The sequence below is a fragment of the Caballeronia sp. M23-90 genome (assembly GCF_053574605.1).
In genome coordinates this window covers 1-21,646 of record NZ_JBSIPA010000065.1, presented here as the reverse complement: position 1 = coordinate 21,646, position 21,646 = coordinate 1, and the positions used below count along the sequence as shown (strand labels likewise).

Below are 21,646 nucleotides of genomic sequence, written 5' to 3'. Positions count from 1 at the left end.
TGCTCGACGGGCACGGCGCCGTCGAGCTGCACGCTGGCACTTTCCAGACTCAGACTGCCGGTGTTCGGGGCTCGGCCCGTTGCCACCAGCAGCTGGTCGGCCCGCACCTCGCCGTGGTTCGTGGTGAGGACAAACGTGCCATCAGCGTACGACACGTGGCTCGCCTGGGTCTGTTCCAGCACCTCGATGCCCTCGGCGCGAAAGGCCGCCGTCACGGTTTGGCCGATCGCCGGGTCCTCCTGGTAGAGCAGTGTGTGACGGGCCAGGACGATGACATGACTGCCCAGCCGTGCAAAGGCCTGGGCCAGTTCCACAGCCACCACTGACGAGCCGATCACGGCCAGTCGTGCGGGAATCGTATCGCTCGCCAGCGCCTCGGTCGAGGTCCAGTACGGCGTTTCCTTTAGGCCCGGAATCGGCGGCACCGCGGCAGTTGCGCCCGTGGCAATCAGGCAGCGATCGAACGACACCGTGCGTTCGCCGCCGGCGGTCAGCGTGACGGTGAGCGTATGGCTCCCCGTGAAGCGCGCCTCGCCGTGCAGAACATTGATGTTCGGGCTCGTGTCGAGAATGTTTTCGTATTTGGCGTGGCGCAGTTCGTCCACGCGCGCCTGCTGCTGGGCAAGCAGGCTCGGCCGGTCGATCACCGGCGCCGCGGCGCTGATCCCCGCATCGAAGGGGCTTACCTGCCGCAGATGCGCGATATGGGCGGCACGGATCATGATCTTGGACGGCACGCACCCGACGTTCACGCACGTGCCGCCGAGGGTGCTGCGCTCGATCAGTGTTACCTGAGCACCGCTTTCGGCGGCCTTCAGCGCAGCCGCCATGGCAGCGCCACCACTGCCGATCACGGTGACCCGCAGCGGCCCGTCATCGCCGGTGCGTTTCCCCGCAGCCTCCGACCGGCCGAGCGATTTGTCGATCGGGCCTGCGGAGTGAGCCGGCACGTCGGCAACCCTCGCGTGGTAGCCAGCCGTCGTCGCGGCGGCAGCCAGTGCGTCGTGGCTGACTCCGTGATCGGCCACCACATCGGCGAGCGACCTGGAATACGAGACCGCTGCCGAGCGCACGCCGGGCACCTTTTCCAGCGCCTGCCTGACGTGCTCAGCGCAGGAAGCGCAGGTCATCCCGTCGATCTTCAAGGTCATCATGGGCTTGCTCCGTTCTTTCATGGACTGAGTTAGATGCGTCACTACTCAACCTTTGCGCACGTCGGCCGTGCCCGGATCACACGAATCGGTGGCATAGACGCGCTGGGCCGGGGAGAACAGGTCCCAGAGCGATGTCGCCAGCATGATGGCGAGACCGGGATAGAGCAGCCAGCCGCTGCGCTCGCCATAGGCCCGCATCACAAACACGGCTGCCAACACCAGCAGCGGGCCGATCAGGCCGGGCACGGTGCGGCGCCACTGCCGATGGTTGAGCCAGCCGACCGCATTGGCGAACAGCGCGACGCCGGCGAAGGCCGGTAGCAGGATGCGGATGAACAACCCTTCATACTGGCTCAGGAAGCCCAGCCCAATGGTGGCGCCCAGACTGGCGATCGCGGGAAAGCAGCTCGCACAGCCCATCGCCGACACGATGCTGCCGAGCAAACCGGCCTTATCGGCCACGCGCGTGACGAACGACATGGCAATACCTCCGTAGTTTCAGGGTTTGACGGACGACGGGTAGCCCGCGTCCGCAGTGGCCCTGGTCAGCGCCTGGACATTGGTCTTGCTGTCATCGAACGTCACGATGGCTTCCCTTTGCTCGAAACGGACATCCGTTTTTTCGACGCCCGCAACTTTGGACAGCGCGTGTTTGACCGTGACCGGGCAGGCCGCGCAGGTCATGCCAGGCACCGACAACTCGACGGTCTGTGGCGCCGCCCAGACCGGGACAGCGACGACAGCAACAACGAGTGCAGCAAGCAGTTTTTTCATGAGGAACTCCTGGTCAATAGAACATGGGCAGTACGTAAGGGAAACCGAGCGCGATCAGTACTAGCCAGACAACGATCCAGAAGATGAGCTTGTACGCGGCACGCACCTGTGGAATCGCGCACACCTCGCCGGGCCTGCACGCCGCAGCGGGGCGGAAGATGTGCCGTCCGGCGAAAAACAGCGCCACCAGCGCGGCGCCGATGAAAACCGGCCGCCAGGGTTCGAGCAAAGTCAGGTTGCCGATCCAAGCGCCGCTGACACCCAGCGCGACGAGCACCAGCGGCCCGAGGCAGCAGGTCGACGCAAGGATCGCGGCCAGTCCGCCGGCAGCGAGCACGCCGCGTCTTTTCTGTGGTTCCGCCATACGCTTGCCCTTCCGGATTCCCGATGAGTAGCGTAACGTTACTTCCGTACCTATGTACGGAGTCAAGCGGTATGGAAAACGGTAGCGAAAGTCTGACCATCGGCGCCTTCGCGAAGGCGGCCGGCGTCAACGTGGAGACGATCCGGTTCTACCAGCGCAAGGGCCTGCTGCTCGAGCCGGAAAGGCCGTACGGCAGCATTCGCCGCTACGGCACGGCGGACGTGACGCGGGTGCGGTTCGTCAAATCGGCCCAGCGGTTGGGCTTCAGCCTCGACGAAATCGCGGACCTGCTGAAACTGGAGGATGGGACGCATTGCGACGAGGCGAGCAGTCTCGCCGAACACAAGCTAAGAAACATACAAGATAAGCTTGCCGATCTCCAGCGGATGGAGGCCGTGCTGACCCAGCTCGTGTGCGCGTGCCATTCGCGCAGCGGTAACGTGTCGTGTCCGTTGATCGCCTCATTGCAGCGGGGTGAAGAAGCGCGTGACACCAGCGCCGTGTAAGGGGCATTCGGCCTTACCGTACGAAAAAATCCGTTCCTTGAGGGCACCCCGACTAGGCTTCGCCAATGTCGTGGCAGTAAATACAAACTGGTGCAGTGACGCCAGTTGGCGCCCCGCGTCTGTATGCCTTAAGAAAGTGACAGAGAGTGGTGACAGCCGCCGCGTCCTGACCCTATGCTTGAAAACAATCAGTGCTTTACTCGTTACAAGCAAGGGCGTTAGTACTTTATTGATAGTCGCGTAAATTCGGTTGAACGCTGATCCTTACGTGATCGCGCGCCTGGGTCCTAGCAGGCTGCGGAAATACAGGCCGACTTTACTGAGCCATGAGCTTGATCAGAATTTTCGGCGGGGGATTTTTCATAGTTTGGAATATGGACCGGTTAATTTCGGTTTTCGGACCTGTTTATGACGTTCTCTTGCGCACTTTTGGTTCACTGCGGCTGCAACGCACGGAGTTGTCCCAAGGTGCGCATGCGCACGAGGTTGTACACGGCCATCGTCAGCACAAACATCTGATCGACCTTCTTCAAGCCGCGCACCATCACCTGGCGCATACCGCCGATGCTCTTGGCCCAGCCGAAACCCTGTTCGATGAGCTTGCGCTTTTGCTGGGAAACCGCGTAGCCCGCACTCTGGGCGATTGAGTCAGGTACCGCCGACTGGCGACCTGACTTGTTTTGCGCCACGTGAGGCGTGACTTTCATGGCCTTGCAGGCCTCGATGAACTCTGCCGCGTCATAGCCTTTGTCTGCTCCCAGCGTAATCTCGCGTGTCGGGTCGCCAAGCGCCTGACGGGCATCGTCGATCATCACTTTGGCCGCTTCACGCTCGGCATAGCCATCGGCTAGCGTCACCACGGCGCTGGCGATCAGCCCATGGCGGTTGTCGCTCAACGTGTGGCCCATGTAGCGTAGCTCGCTTGCCGTTTTGCCCTTACGATACAGCCGCGAATCCGGGTCGCTCTTTGATTCATGCGTCCCATTGCTGCGCGTCTCGCCCTTGAAGCTCCCACCGTCTTCGCTATCCTGATCATCGTCGCGGCGCACAAAGCTTTTATGGCCGGCCCATGCTTGAATTAACGTGCCATCGACGCTGAAGTGCTCGCCCGAGAGCCACTGCTTGTTCTCGGCAATGCTAACAACCTCGTTGAAGAATTCGATGACCGCGTCATGCTTGATCAGGCGCTCGCGGTTCTTGGTGAAGACGGTGGGCACCCACACGGCATCGTCCATCGACAGCCCGATAAACCAACGAAACAGCAGGTTATATTGAACCTGCTCCATCAACTGGCGCTCGGAGCGCACGCTATAGAGCACTTGCAACAGCATCGCGCGCAGCAGCTTCTCCGGGGCAATGCTGGGCCGCCCACCTTTGATATCAGCCTCGTACATGCCGGCAAACAACCGATCCATCTTGGCCAAAGCTGCGTTGGCCATCTTGCGAATCGAGCGCAGCGGATGATCGGCTGGAACAAAGTCCTCCAGCTTACGCAAGGTGAACAAGTTCTCGGTAAAGATATCGGCGCCGCGCATCGCTTCTCACAGTTGTGGGGTCTTTACTAACAACGTTTGAACTGACCTTTTGGGTGACTTCGGGATGCGGTATTTCCGCAGCCTGCTAGGGCTCGTTCCTGATGTACGCGTCCCCCAAGCTCGAAACCTCGTACATTTTATTGCGGTAGCGGACCTTACGACCTTACAGCTGGCCTGTCGGGTTTTCCGCCATTTCCCCTTGTTTTCGGCTCGCTCTCGGCAACTTCTTTCTGAAAAGCCGCGCACCAGCGAGGATCCCAATTGCGACTAGGACGCTCAACGTTGCGGTGGCCTCGCGGCCAAGCCCAACAGCCATGCCGACCCCAGCGCTTAGCCAGAGGCTTGCGGCAGTCGTCAGGCCACGGACCCGATCGTCTGCCGGTTTCAGTATGGCGCCGGCCCCGAGAAATCCCACGCCTGAAACCAGACCCTGAATAACTCGGCTCATATTGTCTTGCGAGAACCCTGCTTGCAACGGCACTAAAATGAATAGCGCGCACCCCACTGCGACAAGCATATGAGTACGCATGCCGGCGTCGCTTCCAGCCGATTCCCGTTCGAATCCTACGATGCCGCCGAGTATGAGCGCCATTCCAAGCCGCATTACGACCTGAGTGATATAGAACGCATCACCGAGATCGTGAAACTCTTGTTGTATTGTCTGCATCACTTCTTGAAGCCAAATATTCACGGGAATCCTTTGATATCTAGCTAGCGTGGAGAACCGAAAAGTCCAGCCCGAAAGTCTGAAGCAGCAGAACAACGTTAAGCACTAGCACCAACATCGCAGCAAGCGTTGCTACAACTTTGATGACGAATCCGTTTCGATGCTCACCCATGACGTCTTTCCGACAAGTGAACCACACGAGAGCACACATTGGAACAGGAAGCGCAAAACTGAGCACGATTTGACTTACAACCAGCGCCTGGGTCGCATTGACACCAAGCGCGACTACAACGAACGCCGGAACCATCGTGATTGCGCGTCGCAGCCAGAGGGGAATGCGAAACCCTACAAACCCTTGCATAATCATCTGCCCAGCCATCGTACCGACCACTGAACTCGATATGCCAGATGCAATCAATGACACCAAAAACATACTCGCTGCAGCGGCGCCAAGGAGCGGCGTGAGCGTGCGGTACGCGGCTTGGATCTCAGCGACGTCGCGGTGCCCGGAATGGAACGCGCCTGCAGCCATGACCACCATTGCAACATTTATTATTCCGGCGATTGTGAGTGCAATGATCACTTCTGCGTTAGAAAACCTAAGTAGCTTTTTTCGTTCCGAAGTGGTTGCCGCGGGCAGGCGATTTTGCGCCAAGCCGGAATGCAAAAAAAGTGCGTGAGGCATGACTGTCGCCCCGATGATTCCGACAGCAATCGAGAGAGCTTGCGCATCGGGAAGCTGTGGGAGCAATAGGTGCATACCGACACTAGCCCATTCGACAGGGGCGATGAAAAGCTCCGCAACGTACGAAATTCCAATGATGCCAACCAGAGCGCCAATAGCTAGTTCTAGTTGCCTGAAGCCGGTCTTCTCAAGCAGCAAAACACTATAAACAATGACTGCGGTTACGACCATCCCGAGGAGCAAAGGCATTCTGAACAACAGGCTCAGCCCGATCGCACCCCGACAAATTCGGCAAGGTCAGTTGCCATGGCGGCAATTTCACTTATCACCCACATTGCGAGAACAAGCGGCCGTGGAAAGTGATCTCGGCAAAGTTCTGCCAGGTTGCGCCCAGTCACAATTCCAAGCTTTGCCGAGAGCGCCTGGAAGAGCATGGCGATGAGATTCGCGAGCAAAACCACCCAGAGCAATGCGTACCCATACCGAGCTCCGGCCTGGATATTTGTAGCGAAGTTCCCGGGGTCCATATATGCCACAGAAACGACGACGGCAGGTCCAATGAAAGGCAGCAGAACCAGCAACCCCTTACGGCGCCCTCGCAGGACATCGCGCATTGCCCCTGACGTTCGGTCGCTCATAGACTGCGAGGGCTTTGCCGCCGGGTCGATCATTCGTTGTCTCCACGTTAGTAGTTCTATCCGGGTCGGCAATGCCAATCGACCTATTTCATACGGTCACATCATGGCTCACTATGGTTTGACAACAGCCTCAATTAGGAAGAAGACAATGAAGCCAACAAAGAACGCAGCAGTCGCGAATGAAGTTTCAGGTACTTCGTGTGCTTCCACTAAGAGTTCTTCAGTCACCAAGAAAAGCAAGGCAACTGTGCCGAAGCCAAGCAATACTGCGTAGGGCGTAGGCGACATTCCTGCGAAGACGGCATGTCCGCCAATTGCTGCGGCGCTGAGCAAGAACGCTAACACAGACGGAACGGTCAATGCCCATCGTTTAGCCACTTTCGCCGCGCTCAACGCAACGCTCACTGAAAGGGCCAGGAACAGCACCTCCAACGTCAGCGCAATCGTGAGGATGATGCCGGTTTGCTCGCCGGCTGCGAATGCAATTCCTAAAACCCCACCATCTACAATCAAATCCACGCCTGTAACGAGCAACAAACCCGTCGGAAACGATGCGTTCCCAAACCGCGCTTCGATCCACTCCGACACTTTCCTGAGCGATAGCATTAAGGCAAGTCCTAATGCGAAGCCCACAATCACTGGTGTGGTCGCGTGTTGACGATCTTGGGGAAGCAGCTCAAGGACAGCCGCGGCGAAGACGATGCCGGCGGTGAAATGCTGAATTATGCTTGTGGATCGTGGCCCAGGCGGTCGAAACGATGCTAATGCCGATCCGATGATAGCTGCCAGTACCGGCGGCAATGTATAGAGCGCAAGCTTCAACGATGGGGACACTAAACGTCTCGTCTAATTTTAAAAAAAGCCTGCCCCGTAGCTACAATTTTTGGCTGCAGGTGGTTGAACAGTTCAACGCAATGGTTCCGCTGAACCGTATTCGGCGACTAACATGGCAGGTCACTAACATGTCAGGTCACGCGCCAGTGACAAGCGCTGATTGACCTGCTTGTATCAAGTCGATTGCGGCGCACCGCACCCACTACAAAACTTGGCCCCCGGGACAAGTGCCACTCCGCACTTAGCGCAAGAAGCAGGCGCAATGGAAGCACCACATTGCGAACAGAACTTCGCATCCAGCAGATTCGAAGCATTGCACTTCGGACATGCCACACTCGGCGGGTTGCCTCTGCCCCATCCCTGTCCTGGATCGGGAGTTTCGCGGCCGTAGTCGGCTGGAGCGCGAGGATTATCCCGATATTCTGGTCGATTCGCGCCACCTTGTCCCCATCCGTGACCAGAGTCGTAGCGGTCGTCATGGCTGCGGCCATGCCCACTGCCGTGTCCTCCTCCACCATGGCTGCCGCCGCCATGCCCGCCGCGGTGGCCGCCGAGAAGTCTATCCAAGAGTCCCATGCTACTCTCCATTAATTGTTGTGTTGCGCGTGCTACCTATGGCCAGATTCATTTGCGAAGCAGACGCAAACCGTTACCCACTACAAGCAAGCTCGCGCCGACATCGGCGAACACGGCCATCCACATTGTTCCCGATCCCAACAAGGTCAGAGTCAGGAAGATGGCTTTGATACCCAAGGCCATTGTGATGTTTTGCACGAGGATGGCATGCGTCGCTTTCGACAGGCGAACAAAGGCGGGAATTTTGCGAAGGTCGTCGTCCATTAGTGCGACGTCAGCCGTCTCAATCGCGGTGTCCGTTCCCATGGCTCCCATCGCGAACCCGATATTAGCGCGCGCAAGCGCGGGAGCGTCGTTAATACCGTCGCCGACCATCCCGACGACTGACCCGTCTGCGGATAGATCGACAACTGCTTTGAGTTTGTCTTCTGGCAGTTGATTTCCGCGAGCCTCGTCGATTCCGACAAGTCGAGCTATTGTGCTTGCGGTGTGCGGATTGTCTCCAGTAAGCATCGCTGTACGAATGCCCAATCTGTGCAGATCTTCAACCGCTGCCTGACTCGTCTCTTTGACCGTATCGGCGACCGCGAACAATGCGAGCACGTGCGTCGCGTCGCTCAACATGACGACAGTCTTGCCCTGTTTTTCTAACGCTTCCAGCGTGGTCTCTAGGGAATGAGAGCACTGCCCGAGTTCCTCAACGAGCCGGTGGTTGCCGAGCGTGTATGTTTGGCTTGCTACTACTCCGCGTACTCCGCGTCCTGGGATTGCTTCGAAACCATCGACAGTGATGCGAGCCATTCCTTCGGAGTCCGCCGCTTTGGCGATGGACTGGGAAACAGGATGATCCGACCGGCCGGCCAAACTAGACGCAATCTGCCGACATTGTTCCCGATCGGCGTCGTGGTCAATCAATTCAAAGTCGGTCTGAACGGGTTTGCCATGGGTGATAGTTCCGGTTTTGTCGAGCGCTAGCCACGTCAGCTTTCTTCCTTCCTCGAGGTAGACACCACCCTTGACTAAAATGCCCTTGCGCGCTGCTGCCGCAAGACCGCTTACGATGGTCACAGGAGTAGAAATCACAAGGGCGCACGGACATGCAATCACGAGTAAGACAAGCGCCTTGTAGACCCATTCTTGCCAAGCGCCGCCTGCAAGAAGAGGCGGTAGGATTGCAACAGCGAGCGCGACGGCAAACACGGCGGGGGTATAGACACGCGCGAACTGATCAACAAACCGTTGCGTCGGCGCTTTTGCGCCCTGCGCGTCCTCCACCGCATGGATGATGCGCGCGAGGGTTGTATTACCCGCGACTGCGGTTACCTGAACCTCGAACGATCCTACTTCGTTGATTGTTCCGGCAAAAACGGCATCGCCCTCCGCTTTATCGACCGGCAGGCTTTCGCCTGTGATCGGAGCTTGGTTGACCGTTGATCTGCCAGTTACAACCGTGCCATCCAGTCCGATACGTTCACCGGGCTTAATTCGAACTATCGCCCCGATAACAACCGCTTTGGCATCGATATCAGCCCATGTGCCGTCGGGCTGGCGTACGGTCGCCTTAGCCGGCGTCAATTGCATAAGACCTTGGATGGCGTTACGTGCGCGGTCAAGCGATTTTGCCTCGATGAGCTCGGCAACGGTAAATAGCACCATCACCATGGCAGCCTCGGGCCATTGCCTGAGCACAAGCGCGCCAGTAACTGCAATACTCATTAACGCGTTGATGTTTAAGTTGCCATTCGAAATCGCAACCCAACCTTTCTTATACGTTGTTAGTCCGCAAGCGACGACCGCAAGAATTGCGAGAGCTGCAGATATCCACATCGACGCGCCCAACCAGCTTGCGGCTTCGGACCCAATTGCCGCAACGCCGGCTAGCGCGAGAGGCCACCATGGTTTCTTAGCCTCTGCGACTGCCGTATCAAGCTCACCAGTGGAATTCGGCAACTCGGGCGTAAAACCGAGCGACTTGATGGCTTCTGCCACGGAATCAAGTGCGTCTGGCGCATGTTCCACCATGATCACGCGCTGCATCAGATTGAATTCCATGCCCTCCACAGACTTCATGGTCCCGAGTTTCTTTCGAATCAGCGCCTCTTCAGTCGGACAATCCATTTGCATGATGCGAATTGGCGTACGAACGTTCTTGCCAACCCGTTGTGGACTGGCAAGGCCAGCGAGTGCGGGTGACGGTTGCGACCCCTCTGCATCGGGATGTACATGGCAGTGGTCACATTCGTCATGGGCATGTGTGGCGTGATCGTGCGCTGACACGTGTTGACCAGAATCCGCGTGCGATGAGTGATCGTGGCCACAACTGTCATGGGCATGTGAGGCGTGATCGTTCGCTGACACGTGTTGACGAGAATCCGCGTGCGATGAGTGATCGTGGACATGCGATCCATGGCCGTGCGTCGTGTGCTTTGGCCTGAGTCTCGATTCGTCTGCATCGGAAGGGTACTCCAGAGCTTCGTCCGGTATTGCTCGTTCGAGATCGGCCTCCGGAACACGGACGTATTTTTCGGCGTTGCTTTTGGAATGACCGCAACAGTCATGACTGTCATGGTTAGGCGACGCTTGGTCTGAACGCGCAGGTGTCAAGCTGGTATCGGACATTGTGGCTTCCTAGCTGGATTTGTGTTCTAGTAGACACCTTGAAGTGACTATAAGGTCAAGAACTTTCGGAGGTAAGCATGAAAATTGGTGAGCTTGCAAAAACCGCCCGCTGCACGACCGAAACAATCCGTTTTTATGAAAAAGAGGGTCTGATGGTCGACGCAGAGCGGACCGAAGGCAACTATCGGGACTACTCGGGCAAGCATGTCGAACGGTTACGGTTCATCCGGAACTGCCGTGCCTTAGACATGGCGCATGATGAGATCAGGGCATTATTGGATTTGACAGATGCTCCGGGCGAGCACTGCGGCGCTGTTAACTCACTCGTCGACGAGCACATATCGCATGTTGACCATCGAATCGAGGAACTACTCCATTTGCGCGGGCAACTCATGGATCTGAGAGCTCGCTGTGCCACGGAACGACCAGTAGGTGACTGCGGAATCGTTCAAAAGCTTTCGAGTATGGAGGTTGCGCCGGCGCGTCCTAAACATTCGCATATTGGATAAGTGATTTTGATCTTGGGATCGAATCTAACGACCTCGTGCGAGCACTAAATAGGCCGACACGGCGGACTGCTAGCGAACTCGAAGTATGGGTAGCAAACAATTAAGGCGCTAATTTGCTTAGCTTCCGCAACCTAATGCCAACACAAAACGTTCGGTTGTCTCGTGATCGCAAGACCGGGCTATCTGGAGCTTGATGAGATTGATCATGCGGCAAGGCGTAAGTTTTGTCAGGTATCCATATTGCGATTCTCGCCGTATGCTGACAGCCGATAGCATCGTCGGCAGACGACAAACATGAATACTAAGCCAATTTAATAGCCGAGCTGCCACATGATTAACCAACACCAACACAGCCACGCGTCCGAAAGTCATGCCAGCCACGGCCATGATCATGAGCATGGCGGTCACCATCATGCTCCACCTGCTGGTTTTGATGCTGCGTTTGCCATTGGCTCTGCGCTAAATGCTGCGTTTGTTATCGGCGAATTTGTTTATGGTTTTTCAGCGCACTCGATCGCGCTGTTAGCAGACGCCGCCCACAACCTTGGCGACGTCCTTGGTCTACTACTCGCTTGGGGGGCGACGTGGCTCGCGCGTCGCCGACCCACTGTAAGCCGCACTTACGGATATGGCAGAACTACAATATTAGCCTCGTTAAGCAACGGGGTCGTTTTGCTCGTTGGTGTCGGGGCAATCGCAGTCGAAGCGGTTCGCCGACTCATTGACGGCGTGCCCTCTGGTGCAGTGGGTGGAAAGACCGTAATGGTCGTCGCGGCCGTCGGAATTCTCGTGAACGGGGTAACCGCCCTTCTTTTCGCAAGGGGTCGCGAGGGCGACCTTAATATTAAAGGCGCGTTCCTGCATATGGCGTCAGACGCGGTAGTCTCTGCAGGCGTTGTCGTCTCTGGCCTCGTAATTCTCCTGACAGGCTGGTCTTGGCTTGATCCCGTTGTGAGTCTAATAATCGCCTCCCTCATTTTGATTTCCACTTGGGGTCTTTTGCGCGACAGCGTTAATCTCGCTCTAGATAAGGTCCCAGAAGGGATTAATGCCATCGAGGTCAAGACGTTCTTACTAAGTCTGCCTGGGGTGACCGATGTACATGACCTGCACATTTGGCCCCTTAGTACAACGGTGACTGCTCTCACCGCGCACCTTGTGCGGCCGGCGGACGTGATTGACGATGGCTTCTTGCAACACGTATGTGAAGAGGTTCGGGAGCAGTTCGGTATTGCGCATGCGACGTTTCAAATCGAATCTGGTAATTCAGAATTCACGTGCCATCTTGCTTCCAGCAATGTAGTTTGATCAAGCTTCAACGGGTGCAGTAATGGGGCAGGGCAAGGACGCTGGTCAGCCTTCAAATAACGACAGTTGCTTTATCAGTAGTCCAGAGTCTAAGAAATGGTGGTCGGGAATAGATTTAGGTGGCGGATCCTCCAACGTTGTCTGAGAGCGCTGGATTCGAGTCATGCTTGCTTGGTAGCCAAAACTTTGTCAATACGTAGTCCATCAAGATCAACAATTTCGAAGCTCCAGCCAACCCAATCACATTTATCCGTCGTCTGCGGCATTTTTCCCAAGAGAAGGATCAACATTCCGCTAAGCGTGTTGTATCTGCCGCGGTCCTCCTCTGGAACTTGAACTATGCCCAAACGGTCCTTGAGCTCGGGAACGGGAATGAGACCGTCGAGGAGCCAGGATCCGTCTTGTCTTTGTACAGCCCAAGAGTCCTCCGCACGGCTAGTCTTGAATTCGCCGGTAATAGCCTCCATGACATCCTGTAGTGTAACGATGCCTTGTAGCTCACCATACTCGTCTACGATGAAAGCCATTTGGACTCCTGTGTTTTTAAAGTTTTCTAGAAGCTCCATTCCGGTGAGGGTCTCAGGAACAAAGACAGCAGGTTGTAGGTCCGCTACGAGGTTTGGACTTTCGCCGCGGAGAGTTTGAGATAGCAGTTGCCGAGCGTTAATAACGCCTAATATATTGTTCCATCCTCCTTGAACTACCGGAAAGCGTGAGTGTTGGCTCTGTTCGAAACGAAGGAGGTTTTCCCGTAGGGTGGCATCCGCGTCAAGGTATACGACCTCTCCGCGTGGGACCATGAACGACGCAATCTGACGGTCATCGAGCCTGAACACGTTTTTGACCATCTGATGCTCGTGGTGTTCGATGACGCCCGCGTCGGAACCTTCCTCGAGCATCATATGCAACTCCTCCTCGGTCATCGCTTGACGCCCAAGTTCCTTAATTCCCAGCAAGCGCAGAACCAATTGTGTGGAAACTGAAAGACCCTTCACAAATGGTTTTGCAAGCAACGCAAGAAGGAGCATCGGCCGAGCAACCCTCCGAGCAATGGGCTCAGGAGCGATTTGTCCGAGACGTTTCGGAACCAGTTCGCCCAATACAATAGAGAAGTAGGTAATGGTAACGACAACCAACACTGTTGCCATATAACCTGACGATGTTGGCGGTATACCCACAGACTGAAGCCATAAACCAAACGGTTGGGCAAGGGTCGCCTCACCGACAATTCCATTGAGAATTCCGATAGTGGTAATACCGATCTGAACCGTAGAAAGGAATTTATTAGGATCGTTGCCGAGGGTAATGGCGGCCCTTGCAGCCCCATCACCTGCATCTGACAGCTTTTGGAGACGCGATTTGCGCGACGAGATCAAGGCAATTTCGGACATCGCGAACAGGCCATTCAGAATAACCAGGCCAAACAGGAACGCTATTTCCATATTAGTCAGGTTGGGTACGCAAAGCGCTTTGCAAGGATTAGGGGCCCACTCAATTAGGCTCGGGTTACGCTCAGGCCGCCAAAGAAGATACTGTTTATTATATACGGAAAGGTAATTGTAATAACAACGTCTAATTGCAGTACGGCGGCGGAAATAAAAACCTGCTCCAGCCAGGCCATTGCGGTTGCTCTGAGGCGTCGATGCGTCAAGGTAGCATGCGTGAATCAACGTACAGACATCCTCTTAGGGACATAACGACGACATTCATTTGAGCTAAGCCTATGAGCGCTTCCGGCACGTCAACGGCCAGCAAAGACGGATGGTTCGGGTGCAGCGAGACCGGCAGCTTGGTGATCCCCGGGATGCGCATCCGCTCCTCATGCTTCTGGAAGAATAGTTCGCCTTCGATGCCGTCAGGCGCACGTACGAGCGAGACCGGCCTGTCTTGTAGATAGGGTAATGCCCATTCGGCGATCTCATCGTAATACCGGACCAGGTCAATCTTCTTCATGCCCGTAACGGGATCGATCACACGATCGGCGTTGGAGATTTTATGGCCCGATAGCGTGACGTTGCCGCGGCGGCCGGGCTGGATCCGCGTGGAGCCAGTTTGTGACTCGACCGGTTCTCCGTTTTCAACATCGACTACTGGCTCTTCCGTGACGGCGGCCGCTGGCTTATCTTCGCGCATTCCATGAAACACCGGGTGCCGAACTTCGCCGTTCGGTGTCCACTCGAGAAACGATAATTCTGCAACGAGCTGCGGTTCGAGCCAGACGTGATCACGGTCTTTTTCGGGTGCTGGCGCGTTGTAACAGGCGCTCGTTTTGCGCACCAATATCTTCGCCTTTTTCTCAAGCGCGGCAATCTGCGAAGGGCGCAAGTTCTGCTGTGCCGTACCGGCAAATTTAAACGATCCGTCTGGCTCGTACACACCGAGCAACAATGCGCGGATGCCGGTCTTCGCTCCTCGCAAGCGTGTGAATCCAGCGACGACAAACTCCTGTCTGAGCAGGCACTTGAGTTTCACCCAATCGGTTAAGCGTCCGGAGCGATAGGGCGCGTCCGCTCGCTTTCCGATGATTCCCTCGAGCTTCATCTTGCACGCCGACGCCACGAGCGATTCAGGGTCTTGCGCAAAGTCTTCGGAGTAGCGCAATGCATCGGTGTGGACTTCGCCCAGTAATTCGGCTAAGAGCGCACGCCGTGCTTTCAGCGGCTGTTCTCTTAGATCTGTTCCGTTGAGGTACAGCAGGTCGAAAAAGAACAACACGATTTCTGCGGTGCTACGGCGGTCGAATGCATTCTGGAGCGCATTGAAGTTGGGCATGCCGGCCGCGTCGAGCACAACCGCTTCGCCATCAAGCCACACGTTGTCGGCGGGAAGGGTCTTAAGCGCCGCACAAAGGTTGGGCATGCGATCGGACCAATCGTGGCCGTTGCGGGTAAAAAGTTGGACGTTGTCGGCTTCGACGCGCGCAAGCATTCTGTATCCATCGAACTTGATCTCGTAGGACCACTCTCCATCTGTGGGTGGCCGATTGACGAGCGTAGCCAACTGTGGCTCGATCAGTGAAGGTGTTACGCCCGGCGGTTCCTTCGCGGCCCGTCTGGGCGGTTTCTTGTTTGAATTATTCCATCGCCCAGCCATGGATTACTGCTCCGCGGATCTATCCGCTCTAGCTTTTAGCCACGCGACGAGATCGGGGCGTTCCGAAAACTTAGGGTCTTCGAACCAATGCGTCAGATGCTCATCAGCATCTCCGAGAAAGTGGTGGTCTAGGTCGAAGCTTTCTTCGAACCCAGGACGATCGGCGATCACGTGAGCACCAACAGCTTGGCGGCCATCCCAGTAAATAACGGTGTGCTCGGTGATGTCGGCGGTCGTCCCGGGCGGGCGATCTTTAAGCATCGCCGCGAGTTGGTCTTTCACGCCGCTAAGATTCATATTCATCGTGCCCTCCACTAACAGTGACGGCATGGATTTTCACGGGAGCACGAGTAACAAGCCCCCACCGAAGGGGGAAGCGCTTACTTGCTGTCGCCGCCGTTTAGATCAGCGTGTTTATGCGAGTGGGTAGCGGCATATTTCAACTCGAAGTGTGCGCCTTTGCCGCTACGCGTAGGCGGAAAATGTTCTCCCTCCACACAGGTTACTTCAAAGGTTCCTTTTCCGTCATCGTGGACGACCGAATAGATCCCCGAGACCTTGACGATTTCGCCCGGCTTATAGGAACTGTCACCTGCCATGATTTTTCCCTCCAAATGATAGTGCCAAGAGAGTAGCAAGTGCCGTTCCGATGCTTGCCGCTAGCAGCTTCGTATAGAAATCGCCCCGGCACGGCCCAATTAAAAATCGGCTCGATTGTTAGATGCCACGCCGGAACGTGGCCAGCACTCGCCGAAAACAACGAGGCCAGAGCGGGTAGTCGACTACTCTTATTCGTCGTATCATTGCCCGCAGGTCCCGCCTGTAGCCTCGCATACACCAGCGCTATGCCGTCAGGTCGTGCAACGTGGAAAGGCCTTGAAGACCACATGGCCACCTCGCGGTCGCGTTGACGGCAACGCGGGTCGGCATCAACAAAAACTGCCAGTAGAGCGACGGCGGCGACCCTAAGTCGAATTTTTCCGGTTTTAACGAGGATGCTATGTGTAGGCGCTATGAGCCAACTCAACCCAAAGGTTTCAATGCCTATGACCTTTTTTTGAGTCCGCGATTCCGTTACAAGCCTGAAGTATCGAGGGACTCGGTGGCGCCTATTTTGCGCCGCGTGGGGGACTTATTTACCACAGAGTCAGCCACGTTTGGGTTGATCCCGCGCAAGCAGATTCCGAAAGGCATTAAGCTGCCCGACACCTCGTATGCGAAGGCCGAGTCCATCGATGACGACCGGAGCTTTCGCAACGCATGGAAGGCTCGAGCGCTTTGCCTCGTTCCGATACAAAGCTACTTCGAAATTGACCACGCTGCAGGGGTCCGGTGGCGAATCAGGCTACGGTCGGGCGCACCTTTCGCGGCGGCCGGGTTGTGGCGAGCATGGAACGATCCGCATGATGGCACGCAGCTCTCGTTCGCGTTAATCACGGTGGGTGCAGAAGCGCCCCCAATGGACAAACGAACCCATCGCCCGGGTGCTGAAATCCGTTCGGTGGTTATTATCCCGGCCGATCAGCACGCGCAGTGGCTTTCATGCAGCAGCATCGGCGAAGCGCGCAGATTATTACGGTCGTGTCCTACGGATGCGTTGGTCGCTGAGCCGAGCCCATTACAGGCGCGAGCCGGGCAAAAGGAAAGCAGTGCAATAGTCGTCTAAGCTCCGCAATTGCGCATCGTAGGTTCACGATGACACGCTTTTACGGGCGTTGAGCCTTCATATTTTCTGTGGTTCGGCGGCGATATCCGCCGGGGCCGGTTCGAGTGTTTGACGCAATCTCACGGCGGTCCGATGGCTCGAAAGTCCGAGCAGGTTACTGACTTGCTCGTTGGTGCCGCCTGCTGCGATATGCCGGCGCCCATACGTGTTTCTAAGAAGGCGGGGACTCATGTCGGCCGCCGTCACTTCGATCTTTGCCAGCGCGCTTCGGACGCACTTTCCCAAGGTGTCGTCTTTCATCGGCTTGCCCGTCGCGGTTGCTACGAAAAGGTAGTGAGTCGGGCATGCAAGCATCCGGCGCGCTGAAACATACTCGCGAAGAACATCGATGCAGAACGGATCAAGTGGCACACGCCGAGCGATGCGGGGCCCACGTTTCGCCACGTACACATCGGGTCGAAGACCGTCTACGTTCAGGTCGTCGAGATCAAGTCGACGGCATTCGGCCGATGTAATCCCTGTACCTAAAAAGATGGCGACGATCGCCACGCTTCGAAGCTGTTTGAACGGTGCGTCCGCGGGCGCGGCGCACGTACCTTGCAGGCGGTGATCATCGGTGTCAAGTAGAAAAACCGGAGTCGGCTCGTCTTCCGGCCATACCTGGCCAACGAGCATCAAGGAAGCAGGGTTGTCTTTGCGCACCTCCATTGCCACAAGGTGACGCGATACGCGATCAATGAGTTTGAGATAACGAAGTTGCGTCGTTGTATCTGGACGCGCGTCGCGGGCAAGCGCGCTAAAGAAGTCTTCGATCTCGGCCGAGCCGAACGTGGCCACCGTCTTGCCGTGGCGCCCAAGATGCCGGTGGAACCGCGCAAACATTGATTGGTGTTGAGTGATTGACTGTTCAGCGAATGCGCGCCGGTCCGCACCGACTGCGTCGTTTCGCTGCCATTCATCGTACGCCGCTTGCGGGTCACTTAGCCAATCGAAATCTTTCATAAAATAGATATACTGAGAATCCGCTTCACCTAATATATACGAAGCTACGCTTCGAAACCCCTGTAATCAAAACAAGAGCGCCCGGCATTACCGAACTTCTTCATCTCGCGCAGACAATCGTCCGGGCCGCCTACTACAAAGCGCGCCGAGCCGGCCAACATCAAATTGACCCTTACGCCAAAGTCTTCAACGACGTACCCAAGCGCGCACATGGGGAGGGAGGAGGCCGAATCGGACGTTTCAGCGATCTGCTCGACAAGCGCTCGAGCGTCGATCGATACGCCCATATAGGCTTTCCAAGCGCGGCTGCAAAACCAACTTCAAACGCCGTGCCGCTGTCTGGCTCGCCGCGTCCTCGAAAATCGTTCAGATTCGCCATGACCATGTCTGCCGATCGGATGGCATTGATATTCGCGCGAAAGATCCATGCCGCTTTATCAGCAGGGCCTAAGTTTGATGGTGCTTTGTTGTCGAACGGATACATGCCGATATAACCCATTTCTCGACACAGGTCTTTTAGGTAAGCGCAGTGATCGACTGCATCAATCCGAAATACGTCGAAACCAGCGAGATACGCGCGCAAGGTGCCCACGGCCTTCTCGATAGGAAGCGGTGCCGGGCGGATGTGGCCAGCTTCTATCCGTTTTCGCAATCGCGCAATCTGCTGCCGAACAGCCAAAAAGCTTTTGCCAAGGTTCGAAGCGATTACGTTGATGTCGTGGCCGGCGTCGAGCTGCTGCATGAGAGCCTGATGTGCCTTCGTGGGGTTGGGCATTTGCTCCTCGTTTTGTTTTGATCAAGCATGTCAGTGGTTAGAATATCGCCACGAGGGGCAAGTCAAGTCCGTGGAGTTCTGATGAGCATGCAACTAAGCAACCGGTGCAGGACATCTCTCTACCGCGTCATTTTCGGAAATCCGAAGAGCAGCGATGAGTCCGCGGTCTTCTTGATGGCCGGAAGCAGGGAAGCTGCGAACCGCCGTGCGGTAAGAACGCTCGCTGTGCTGTTCGACATCCGAGAAGAAGACGTGTATTTATATAACCTCGCATCGTTCGCCGACTTGGTCGGCTCGGGTGTGAGCGACGACGAAGACGTCCGCGTTTTCGAAACTAGCTGGAAGGGTGCGCAAGTGAGCGCCTGGGTCGAGCATCCTCTGTTTCTCACAGACGACACGTCGCTTCTCGGGAAGTGGGCTGAGCTACACGCTGACCTTGCGAGAATCGAGACGCTGGCCGTGATTTAGCGCGCTACCCGGTAATCGCTAGAAAGCAATCTGTGTTGCACCGTACTAGCGCTTAGCTTGTTCGGCCCGTGGATGAGCCGCCGCGTCCCTCGTTTAGCAACGTAAAACCAAATCTTATAGCTCAAGCGATTGCTGATTCAGCGCCAAGCTGAGTGATTCATTCTGTGCAGGCGATAAGGTGTTGGCCAAGATGGTTTCTGTGCGGTGGTAGATCATTGCACCGTAAATGTCGGCAAGCACGCGCGCGCGCGGGCACAGTGCTGCGTCCTCACCCGATGCTTGGTAATCCCGCCAGTAATTAATCGCATCTTCAATCTGCCCAATGGTGTATGTATTCATCTCGATTACTTAAAGAAAGACTATTCGATATACGTTAGGGTGCCGAAACGTCGGCTGGCGTAACGATCACGGACGTGTCTGCCTCTCTGACGAGCAATCTCCGCGATCTTCGCGCAAATGGGCTGACCAATGAGGGCGCTGGACTCACCGGCACGACAAAGCTCCCGTTGCCAATAGGCCCTTTGCGTTTGACCACTTCGACCTCGACGCCGTTTTCGGCTGGCCGTAGTGCGAGCCGTAGCGATGCCGGAGAACTATCTTGCGCGCTCGCGAGCGGCCGCAGCAACACAAACAGCGTTTCATTTGACTGCGCCGCAAGACTAAGCCGACGTAGTGACTCGCCGCGGATGTGTTGTTGCCAGAAGAGCACCGCACCGAAGCTGCCGGCCCTCAGAATTTGCTCAGCGGCCCATAGAGAATCCGCTGTTTTCTTCGGACTGATCCACAGCAGCTTCGATGGATCAATCCCCAAATACGCAAAGGCGTGCATGTTTGGCACGTGGGGAGGCTGGATCAAAGCTATTGGCCTTTGTGCCAACGAAGCGAGTGCAGGCCTCAATATTCGCAGTTCCCCCATGCCTGAGCCAGAAGTTAAAAGCTCGACCACCGCGCTCAAGGGCCAGCCACCTCCAGGCAGTTCAGCAGAAAGTACTTCGTACCCGGCATCTACCACCCTCCCCGCAGTGCGGGCAAGCTGGGATCCTCTCCATAATGATGGGTGGATTTTTTCGAAATCCGGAAGCGCAGACATATTCAACGCTCATGAACGCGGGCACATCGCGCGCGCGCATCACCGGAGCGTTAAAAGAAGGCGCTACCTATTCCATTCTGACCACTTCGGATTTCTCAGAATTAGAGCGTTGGCGGCTCTTTCTCAATCGTGAAGTCTGTCCGTATCGATATGGCGAAGTTGAACACCACGGGATAAGAGAAATGGGGCGATCACGGTCGCCCGATTGGATCTAGGTCTCTGGTGGCAGGGCTATAAGTATTGCACCAAACTCCGGCGATACGCGGCCCGCTCCTCGGCTTGGCACTGGTCGTTCGTCAGCGTCGCCGGCAGCCATGTCAGCGTTTGCCGGACGTACATTGCGTGTTTTCGCCGACTTAAAAGTAGACCACCGCGCCGACTGAATTGTGACCCGGGGTGGGAACCGGTCTAAATGTCAGCCGGTTGTGGATAAGTCTATGGTTTTGTGCCTTGTTTGTCCTCTACTTTGGTAGTCCACGTATCTGAGTAAGCCGTGAGAGGGTAGCCACGTCCCCTCTCGGAAACGCGGCCCCCGAAGAACGCAGCATGCGACTTTCACCGCACTGCGCTCGAGCACAGCATTAAGCGCCACACTGACGCCGGTCTTGCCACACTGCGCAAGGCCTTCGCAGGTGTCACATTGTTGATTCATCCCATCACTGAGACGAAGGGCGCTGAACCGGAGCGATACCGGTCTCTTACAAGCTTCCCATCGGCGAATCTCAAATGTGGACCTACGACAACTGCACCACGCGGAAGTCTGCACCCTTTCGGGTTAGGGCAAAGTTCGAACCCCTATACAGGCCATTACAGCCTGCCATTCGCTTTCTCCGCGTTCTCTCTCCCGCTCCACCCAAAGTTTCCCTTGCGGGTTACCTGCCATCTCGCAATGTCCCGCGAAGCTGGCGGTGAGTCGGGGTTACCACGTTCCCGTTCCTGTCGACCCGATGCTCTGGGCCTATCCGTTTAGCGCCTGTCTCTCCCCCGGTAGCACTGGTGACGACGTGCTCCTTGTCCTCACAGAAGCAACCGGCTACGTACCTTTTTGGTCAGGGCCTGTCAGCAGTTTTGGCCCAGTGGGCTTCACGAGGTTTAAAACGACAGTTCACATATGTTGCGCATGCGGAATTTGCCTGGCACCCCACACCGCACGACTGCTGGCAGTGTCGATTCCTTCCCCGTCGCCGGAGTGAACCTTCGATAGAGAGGCACGTTCTCCCCAGAGCTTCAGACCCGACCGTTACCAGTCACGCCTGCGGAGCGTGTCAATGAGTTTGCGACACCTGGGTGTTTACATTCAGTGAGCAAGCGTCAAGTTTTATGCGGGTTTGGGATTCCTTCTTTTTGGGTGGGTTGATCCATGCGGCGACGGGCAATTCGGGT

22 protein-coding genes and 1 pseudogene are annotated in these 21,646 nt (G+C 56.4%); 5 read left to right on the top strand and 18 right to left on the bottom strand.

The window, feature by feature from the left end:
- The 4 genes from ACRXB1_RS09715 to merT all read right to left on the bottom strand — a co-directional run.
- Positions 1-1,154 (bottom strand): FAD-dependent oxidoreductase (locus ACRXB1_RS09715; RefSeq protein ID WP_449491873.1); only part of this gene is annotated, 1,154 nt, incomplete at its 3' end.
- Between the two features lie 45 nt (positions 1,155-1,199).
- The gene (gene merC, locus ACRXB1_RS09710) at positions 1,200-1,634 is read right to left on the bottom strand and encodes an organomercurial transporter MerC (protein WP_449491872.1); all 435 of its coding nucleotides are present in this window, start codon (positions 1,632-1,634) and stop codon (positions 1,200-1,202) included.
- Positions 1,635-1,652: 18 nt separating this feature from the next.
- Positions 1,653-1,928 (bottom strand): mercury resistance system periplasmic binding protein MerP, encoded by a 276-nt coding sequence (merP, locus tag ACRXB1_RS09705; RefSeq protein ID WP_449491871.1) that lies wholly within the window; start codon positions 1,926-1,928, stop codon positions 1,653-1,655.
- A gap of 13 nt (positions 1,929-1,941) precedes the next feature.
- Positions 1,942-2,292, bottom strand: a complete 351-nt coding sequence (gene merT / locus ACRXB1_RS09700) for a mercuric ion transporter MerT (RefSeq protein ID WP_449491870.1) — start codon at positions 2,290-2,292, stop codon at positions 1,942-1,944.
- Positions 2,293-2,363: 71 nt separating this feature from the next.
- Between merT and merR the strand changes: the two genes are divergently transcribed.
- Complete coding sequence (gene merR / locus ACRXB1_RS09695) at positions 2,364-2,798, top strand: Hg(II)-responsive transcriptional regulator (RefSeq protein WP_449491869.1); 435 nt, start codon at positions 2,364-2,366, stop codon at positions 2,796-2,798.
- Between the two features lie 434 nt (positions 2,799-3,232).
- Here merR and ACRXB1_RS09690 read toward each other — a convergent pair whose 3' ends face one another.
- The 6 genes and pseudogenes from ACRXB1_RS09690 to ACRXB1_RS09665 form a co-directional block, all read right to left on the bottom strand.
- Positions 3,233-4,333 carry an IS5 family transposase gene (locus ACRXB1_RS09690; RefSeq protein ID WP_449491868.1) on the bottom strand — a complete coding sequence of 367 codons (1,101 nt, stop codon included), beginning with the start codon at positions 4,331-4,333 and terminating at the stop codon, positions 3,233-3,235.
- 163 nt (positions 4,334-4,496) lie between these two features.
- A complete protein-coding gene (locus ACRXB1_RS09685; protein ID WP_449491867.1) occupies positions 4,497-5,024 on the bottom strand; it encodes an MgtC/SapB family protein in 528 nt (175 codons plus the stop codon).
- Positions 5,025-5,040: 16 nt separating this feature from the next.
- A pseudogene (locus ACRXB1_RS09680) lies at positions 5,041-6,356 on the bottom strand (Nramp family divalent metal transporter).
- Between the two features lie 78 nt (positions 6,357-6,434).
- Positions 6,435-7,157: a ZIP family metal transporter gene (locus tag ACRXB1_RS09675; RefSeq protein WP_449491866.1), complete on the bottom strand. Its 723-nt coding sequence runs from the start codon at positions 7,155-7,157 to the stop codon at positions 6,435-6,437.
- Positions 7,158-7,331: 174 nt separating this feature from the next.
- Positions 7,332-7,733 (bottom strand): zinc-ribbon domain-containing protein, encoded by a 402-nt coding sequence (locus ACRXB1_RS09670; RefSeq protein ID WP_449491865.1) that lies wholly within the window; start codon positions 7,731-7,733, stop codon positions 7,332-7,334.
- 48 nt (positions 7,734-7,781) lie between these two features.
- Entirely contained in the window at positions 7,782-10,352 is a 2,571-nt protein-coding gene (locus ACRXB1_RS09665; protein ID WP_449491864.1) for a heavy metal translocating P-type ATPase, read from the bottom strand.
- 77 nt (positions 10,353-10,429) lie between these two features.
- Here ACRXB1_RS09665 and cadR point away from each other — a divergent pair, with 77 nt between their 5' ends.
- On the top strand, positions 10,430-10,861 hold the full coding sequence (cadR, locus tag ACRXB1_RS09660; protein WP_449491863.1) for a Cd(II)/Pb(II)-responsive transcriptional regulator: 432 nt from the start codon (positions 10,430-10,432) through the stop codon (positions 10,859-10,861).
- A gap of 330 nt (positions 10,862-11,191) precedes the next feature.
- Positions 11,192-12,169, top strand: coding sequence for a cation diffusion facilitator family transporter (locus ACRXB1_RS09655; protein WP_449491862.1), 978 nt, complete (start codon positions 11,192-11,194; stop codon positions 12,167-12,169).
- Positions 12,170-12,330: 161 nt separating this feature from the next.
- Here the strand turns inward: ACRXB1_RS09655 and ACRXB1_RS09650 are convergent, their stop codons facing one another.
- From ACRXB1_RS09650 to ACRXB1_RS09635, 4 genes are all read right to left on the bottom strand, one after another.
- Positions 12,331-13,611 carry a hemolysin family protein gene (locus ACRXB1_RS09650; protein WP_449491861.1) on the bottom strand — a complete coding sequence of 427 codons (1,281 nt, stop codon included), beginning with the start codon at positions 13,609-13,611 and terminating at the stop codon, positions 12,331-12,333.
- 205 nt (positions 13,612-13,816) lie between these two features.
- On the bottom strand, positions 13,817-15,262 hold the full coding sequence (ligD, locus tag ACRXB1_RS09645; RefSeq protein ID WP_449491860.1) for a DNA ligase D: 1,446 nt from the start codon (positions 15,260-15,262) through the stop codon (positions 13,817-13,819).
- 3 nt (positions 15,263-15,265) lie between these two features.
- Positions 15,266-15,565, bottom strand: a complete 300-nt coding sequence (locus ACRXB1_RS09640) for a hypothetical protein (protein ID WP_449491859.1) — start codon at positions 15,563-15,565, stop codon at positions 15,266-15,268.
- A gap of 77 nt (positions 15,566-15,642) precedes the next feature.
- The gene (locus tag ACRXB1_RS09635; RefSeq protein ID WP_449491858.1) at positions 15,643-15,861 is read right to left on the bottom strand and encodes a hypothetical protein; all 219 of its coding nucleotides are present in this window, start codon (positions 15,859-15,861) and stop codon (positions 15,643-15,645) included.
- Positions 15,862-16,262: 401 nt separating this feature from the next.
- On the opposite strand from ACRXB1_RS09635, the gene ACRXB1_RS09630 reads away from it, so the two are divergent.
- A complete protein-coding gene (locus ACRXB1_RS09630) occupies positions 16,263-16,928 on the top strand; it encodes an SOS response-associated peptidase family protein (protein WP_449491857.1) in 666 nt (221 codons plus the stop codon).
- A gap of 57 nt (positions 16,929-16,985) precedes the next feature.
- Here ACRXB1_RS09630 and ACRXB1_RS09625 read toward each other — a convergent pair whose 3' ends face one another.
- Together ACRXB1_RS09625 and ACRXB1_RS09620 are read right to left on the bottom strand one after the other, a co-directional pair.
- Positions 16,986-17,810, bottom strand: coding sequence for a tyrosine-type recombinase/integrase (locus tag ACRXB1_RS09625; RefSeq protein WP_449491856.1), 825 nt, complete (start codon positions 17,808-17,810; stop codon positions 16,986-16,988).
- A gap of 292 nt (positions 17,811-18,102) precedes the next feature.
- On the bottom strand, positions 18,103-18,705 hold the full coding sequence (locus ACRXB1_RS09620; RefSeq protein WP_449491855.1) for a nucleoside 2-deoxyribosyltransferase: 603 nt from the start codon (positions 18,703-18,705) through the stop codon (positions 18,103-18,105).
- 81 nt (positions 18,706-18,786) lie between these two features.
- Between ACRXB1_RS09620 and ACRXB1_RS09615 the strand changes: the two genes are divergently transcribed.
- Positions 18,787-19,173: a hypothetical protein gene (locus tag ACRXB1_RS09615; RefSeq protein WP_449491854.1), complete on the top strand. Its 387-nt coding sequence runs from the start codon at positions 18,787-18,789 to the stop codon at positions 19,171-19,173.
- Positions 19,174-19,287: 114 nt separating this feature from the next.
- On the opposite strand, the gene ACRXB1_RS09610 is transcribed toward ACRXB1_RS09615, so the two are convergent.
- Together ACRXB1_RS09610 and imuA are read right to left on the bottom strand one after the other, a co-directional pair.
- Positions 19,288-19,512 carry a DUF3717 domain-containing protein gene (locus tag ACRXB1_RS09610; RefSeq protein ID WP_449491853.1) on the bottom strand — a complete coding sequence of 75 codons (225 nt, stop codon included), beginning with the start codon at positions 19,510-19,512 and terminating at the stop codon, positions 19,288-19,290.
- A 34-nt stretch (positions 19,513-19,546) separates the two neighbouring features.
- Entirely contained in the window at positions 19,547-20,263 is a 717-nt protein-coding gene (imuA, locus tag ACRXB1_RS09605; RefSeq protein ID WP_449491852.1) for a translesion DNA synthesis-associated protein ImuA, read from the bottom strand.
- Positions 20,264-21,646 lie beyond the last annotated feature (1,383 nt).

Excerpts from the sequence above, each read along its gene's own strand:
- merC (WP_449491872.1), bottom strand. The coding sequence starts at position 1,634 with ATGTCGTTCGTCACGCGCGTGGCCGATAAGGCCGGTTTGCTCGGCAGC.
- merP (WP_449491871.1), bottom strand. The coding sequence starts at position 1,928 with ATGAAAAAACTGCTTGCTGCACTCGTTGTTGCTGTCGTCGCTGTCCCG.
- merT (WP_449491870.1), bottom strand. The coding sequence starts at position 2,292 with ATGGCGGAACCACAGAAAAGACGCGGCGTGCTCGCTGCCGGCGGACTG.
- merR (WP_449491869.1), top strand. The coding sequence starts at position 2,364 with ATGGAAAACGGTAGCGAAAGTCTGACCATCGGCGCCTTCGCGAAGGCG.
- ACRXB1_RS09690 (WP_449491868.1), bottom strand. The coding sequence starts at position 4,333 with ATGCGCGGCGCCGATATCTTTACCGAGAACTTGTTCACCTTGCGTAAG.
- ACRXB1_RS09670 (WP_449491865.1), bottom strand. The coding sequence starts at position 7,733 with ATGGGACTCTTGGATAGACTTCTCGGCGGCCACCGCGGCGGGCATGGC.
- ACRXB1_RS09665 (WP_449491864.1), bottom strand. The coding sequence starts at position 10,352 with ATGTCCGATACCAGCTTGACACCTGCGCGTTCAGACCAAGCGTCGCCT.
- cadR (WP_449491863.1), top strand. The coding sequence starts at position 10,430 with ATGAAAATTGGTGAGCTTGCAAAAACCGCCCGCTGCACGACCGAAACA.
- ACRXB1_RS09655 (WP_449491862.1), top strand. The coding sequence starts at position 11,192 with ATGATTAACCAACACCAACACAGCCACGCGTCCGAAAGTCATGCCAGC.
- ACRXB1_RS09650 (WP_449491861.1), bottom strand. The coding sequence starts at position 13,611 with ATGGAAATAGCGTTCCTGTTTGGCCTGGTTATTCTGAATGGCCTGTTC.
- ligD (WP_449491860.1), bottom strand. The coding sequence starts at position 15,262 with ATGGCTGGGCGATGGAATAATTCAAACAAGAAACCGCCCAGACGGGCC.
- ACRXB1_RS09640 (WP_449491859.1), bottom strand. The coding sequence starts at position 15,565 with ATGAATATGAATCTTAGCGGCGTGAAAGACCAACTCGCGGCGATGCTT.
- ACRXB1_RS09635 (WP_449491858.1), bottom strand. The coding sequence starts at position 15,861 with ATGGCAGGTGACAGTTCCTATAAGCCGGGCGAAATCGTCAAGGTCTCG.
- ACRXB1_RS09630 (WP_449491857.1), top strand. The coding sequence starts at position 16,263 with ATGTGTAGGCGCTATGAGCCAACTCAACCCAAAGGTTTCAATGCCTAT.
- ACRXB1_RS09625 (WP_449491856.1), bottom strand. The coding sequence starts at position 17,810 with ATGTTTGCGCGGTTCCACCGGCATCTTGGGCGCCACGGCAAGACGGTG.
- ACRXB1_RS09620 (WP_449491855.1), bottom strand. The coding sequence starts at position 18,705 with ATGCCCAACCCCACGAAGGCACATCAGGCTCTCATGCAGCAGCTCGAC.
- ACRXB1_RS09615 (WP_449491854.1), top strand. The coding sequence starts at position 18,787 with ATGAGCATGCAACTAAGCAACCGGTGCAGGACATCTCTCTACCGCGTC.
- ACRXB1_RS09610 (WP_449491853.1), bottom strand. The coding sequence starts at position 19,512 with ATGAATACATACACCATTGGGCAGATTGAAGATGCGATTAATTACTGG.
- imuA (WP_449491852.1), bottom strand. The coding sequence starts at position 20,263 with ATGTCTGCGCTTCCGGATTTCGAAAAAATCCACCCATCATTATGGAGA.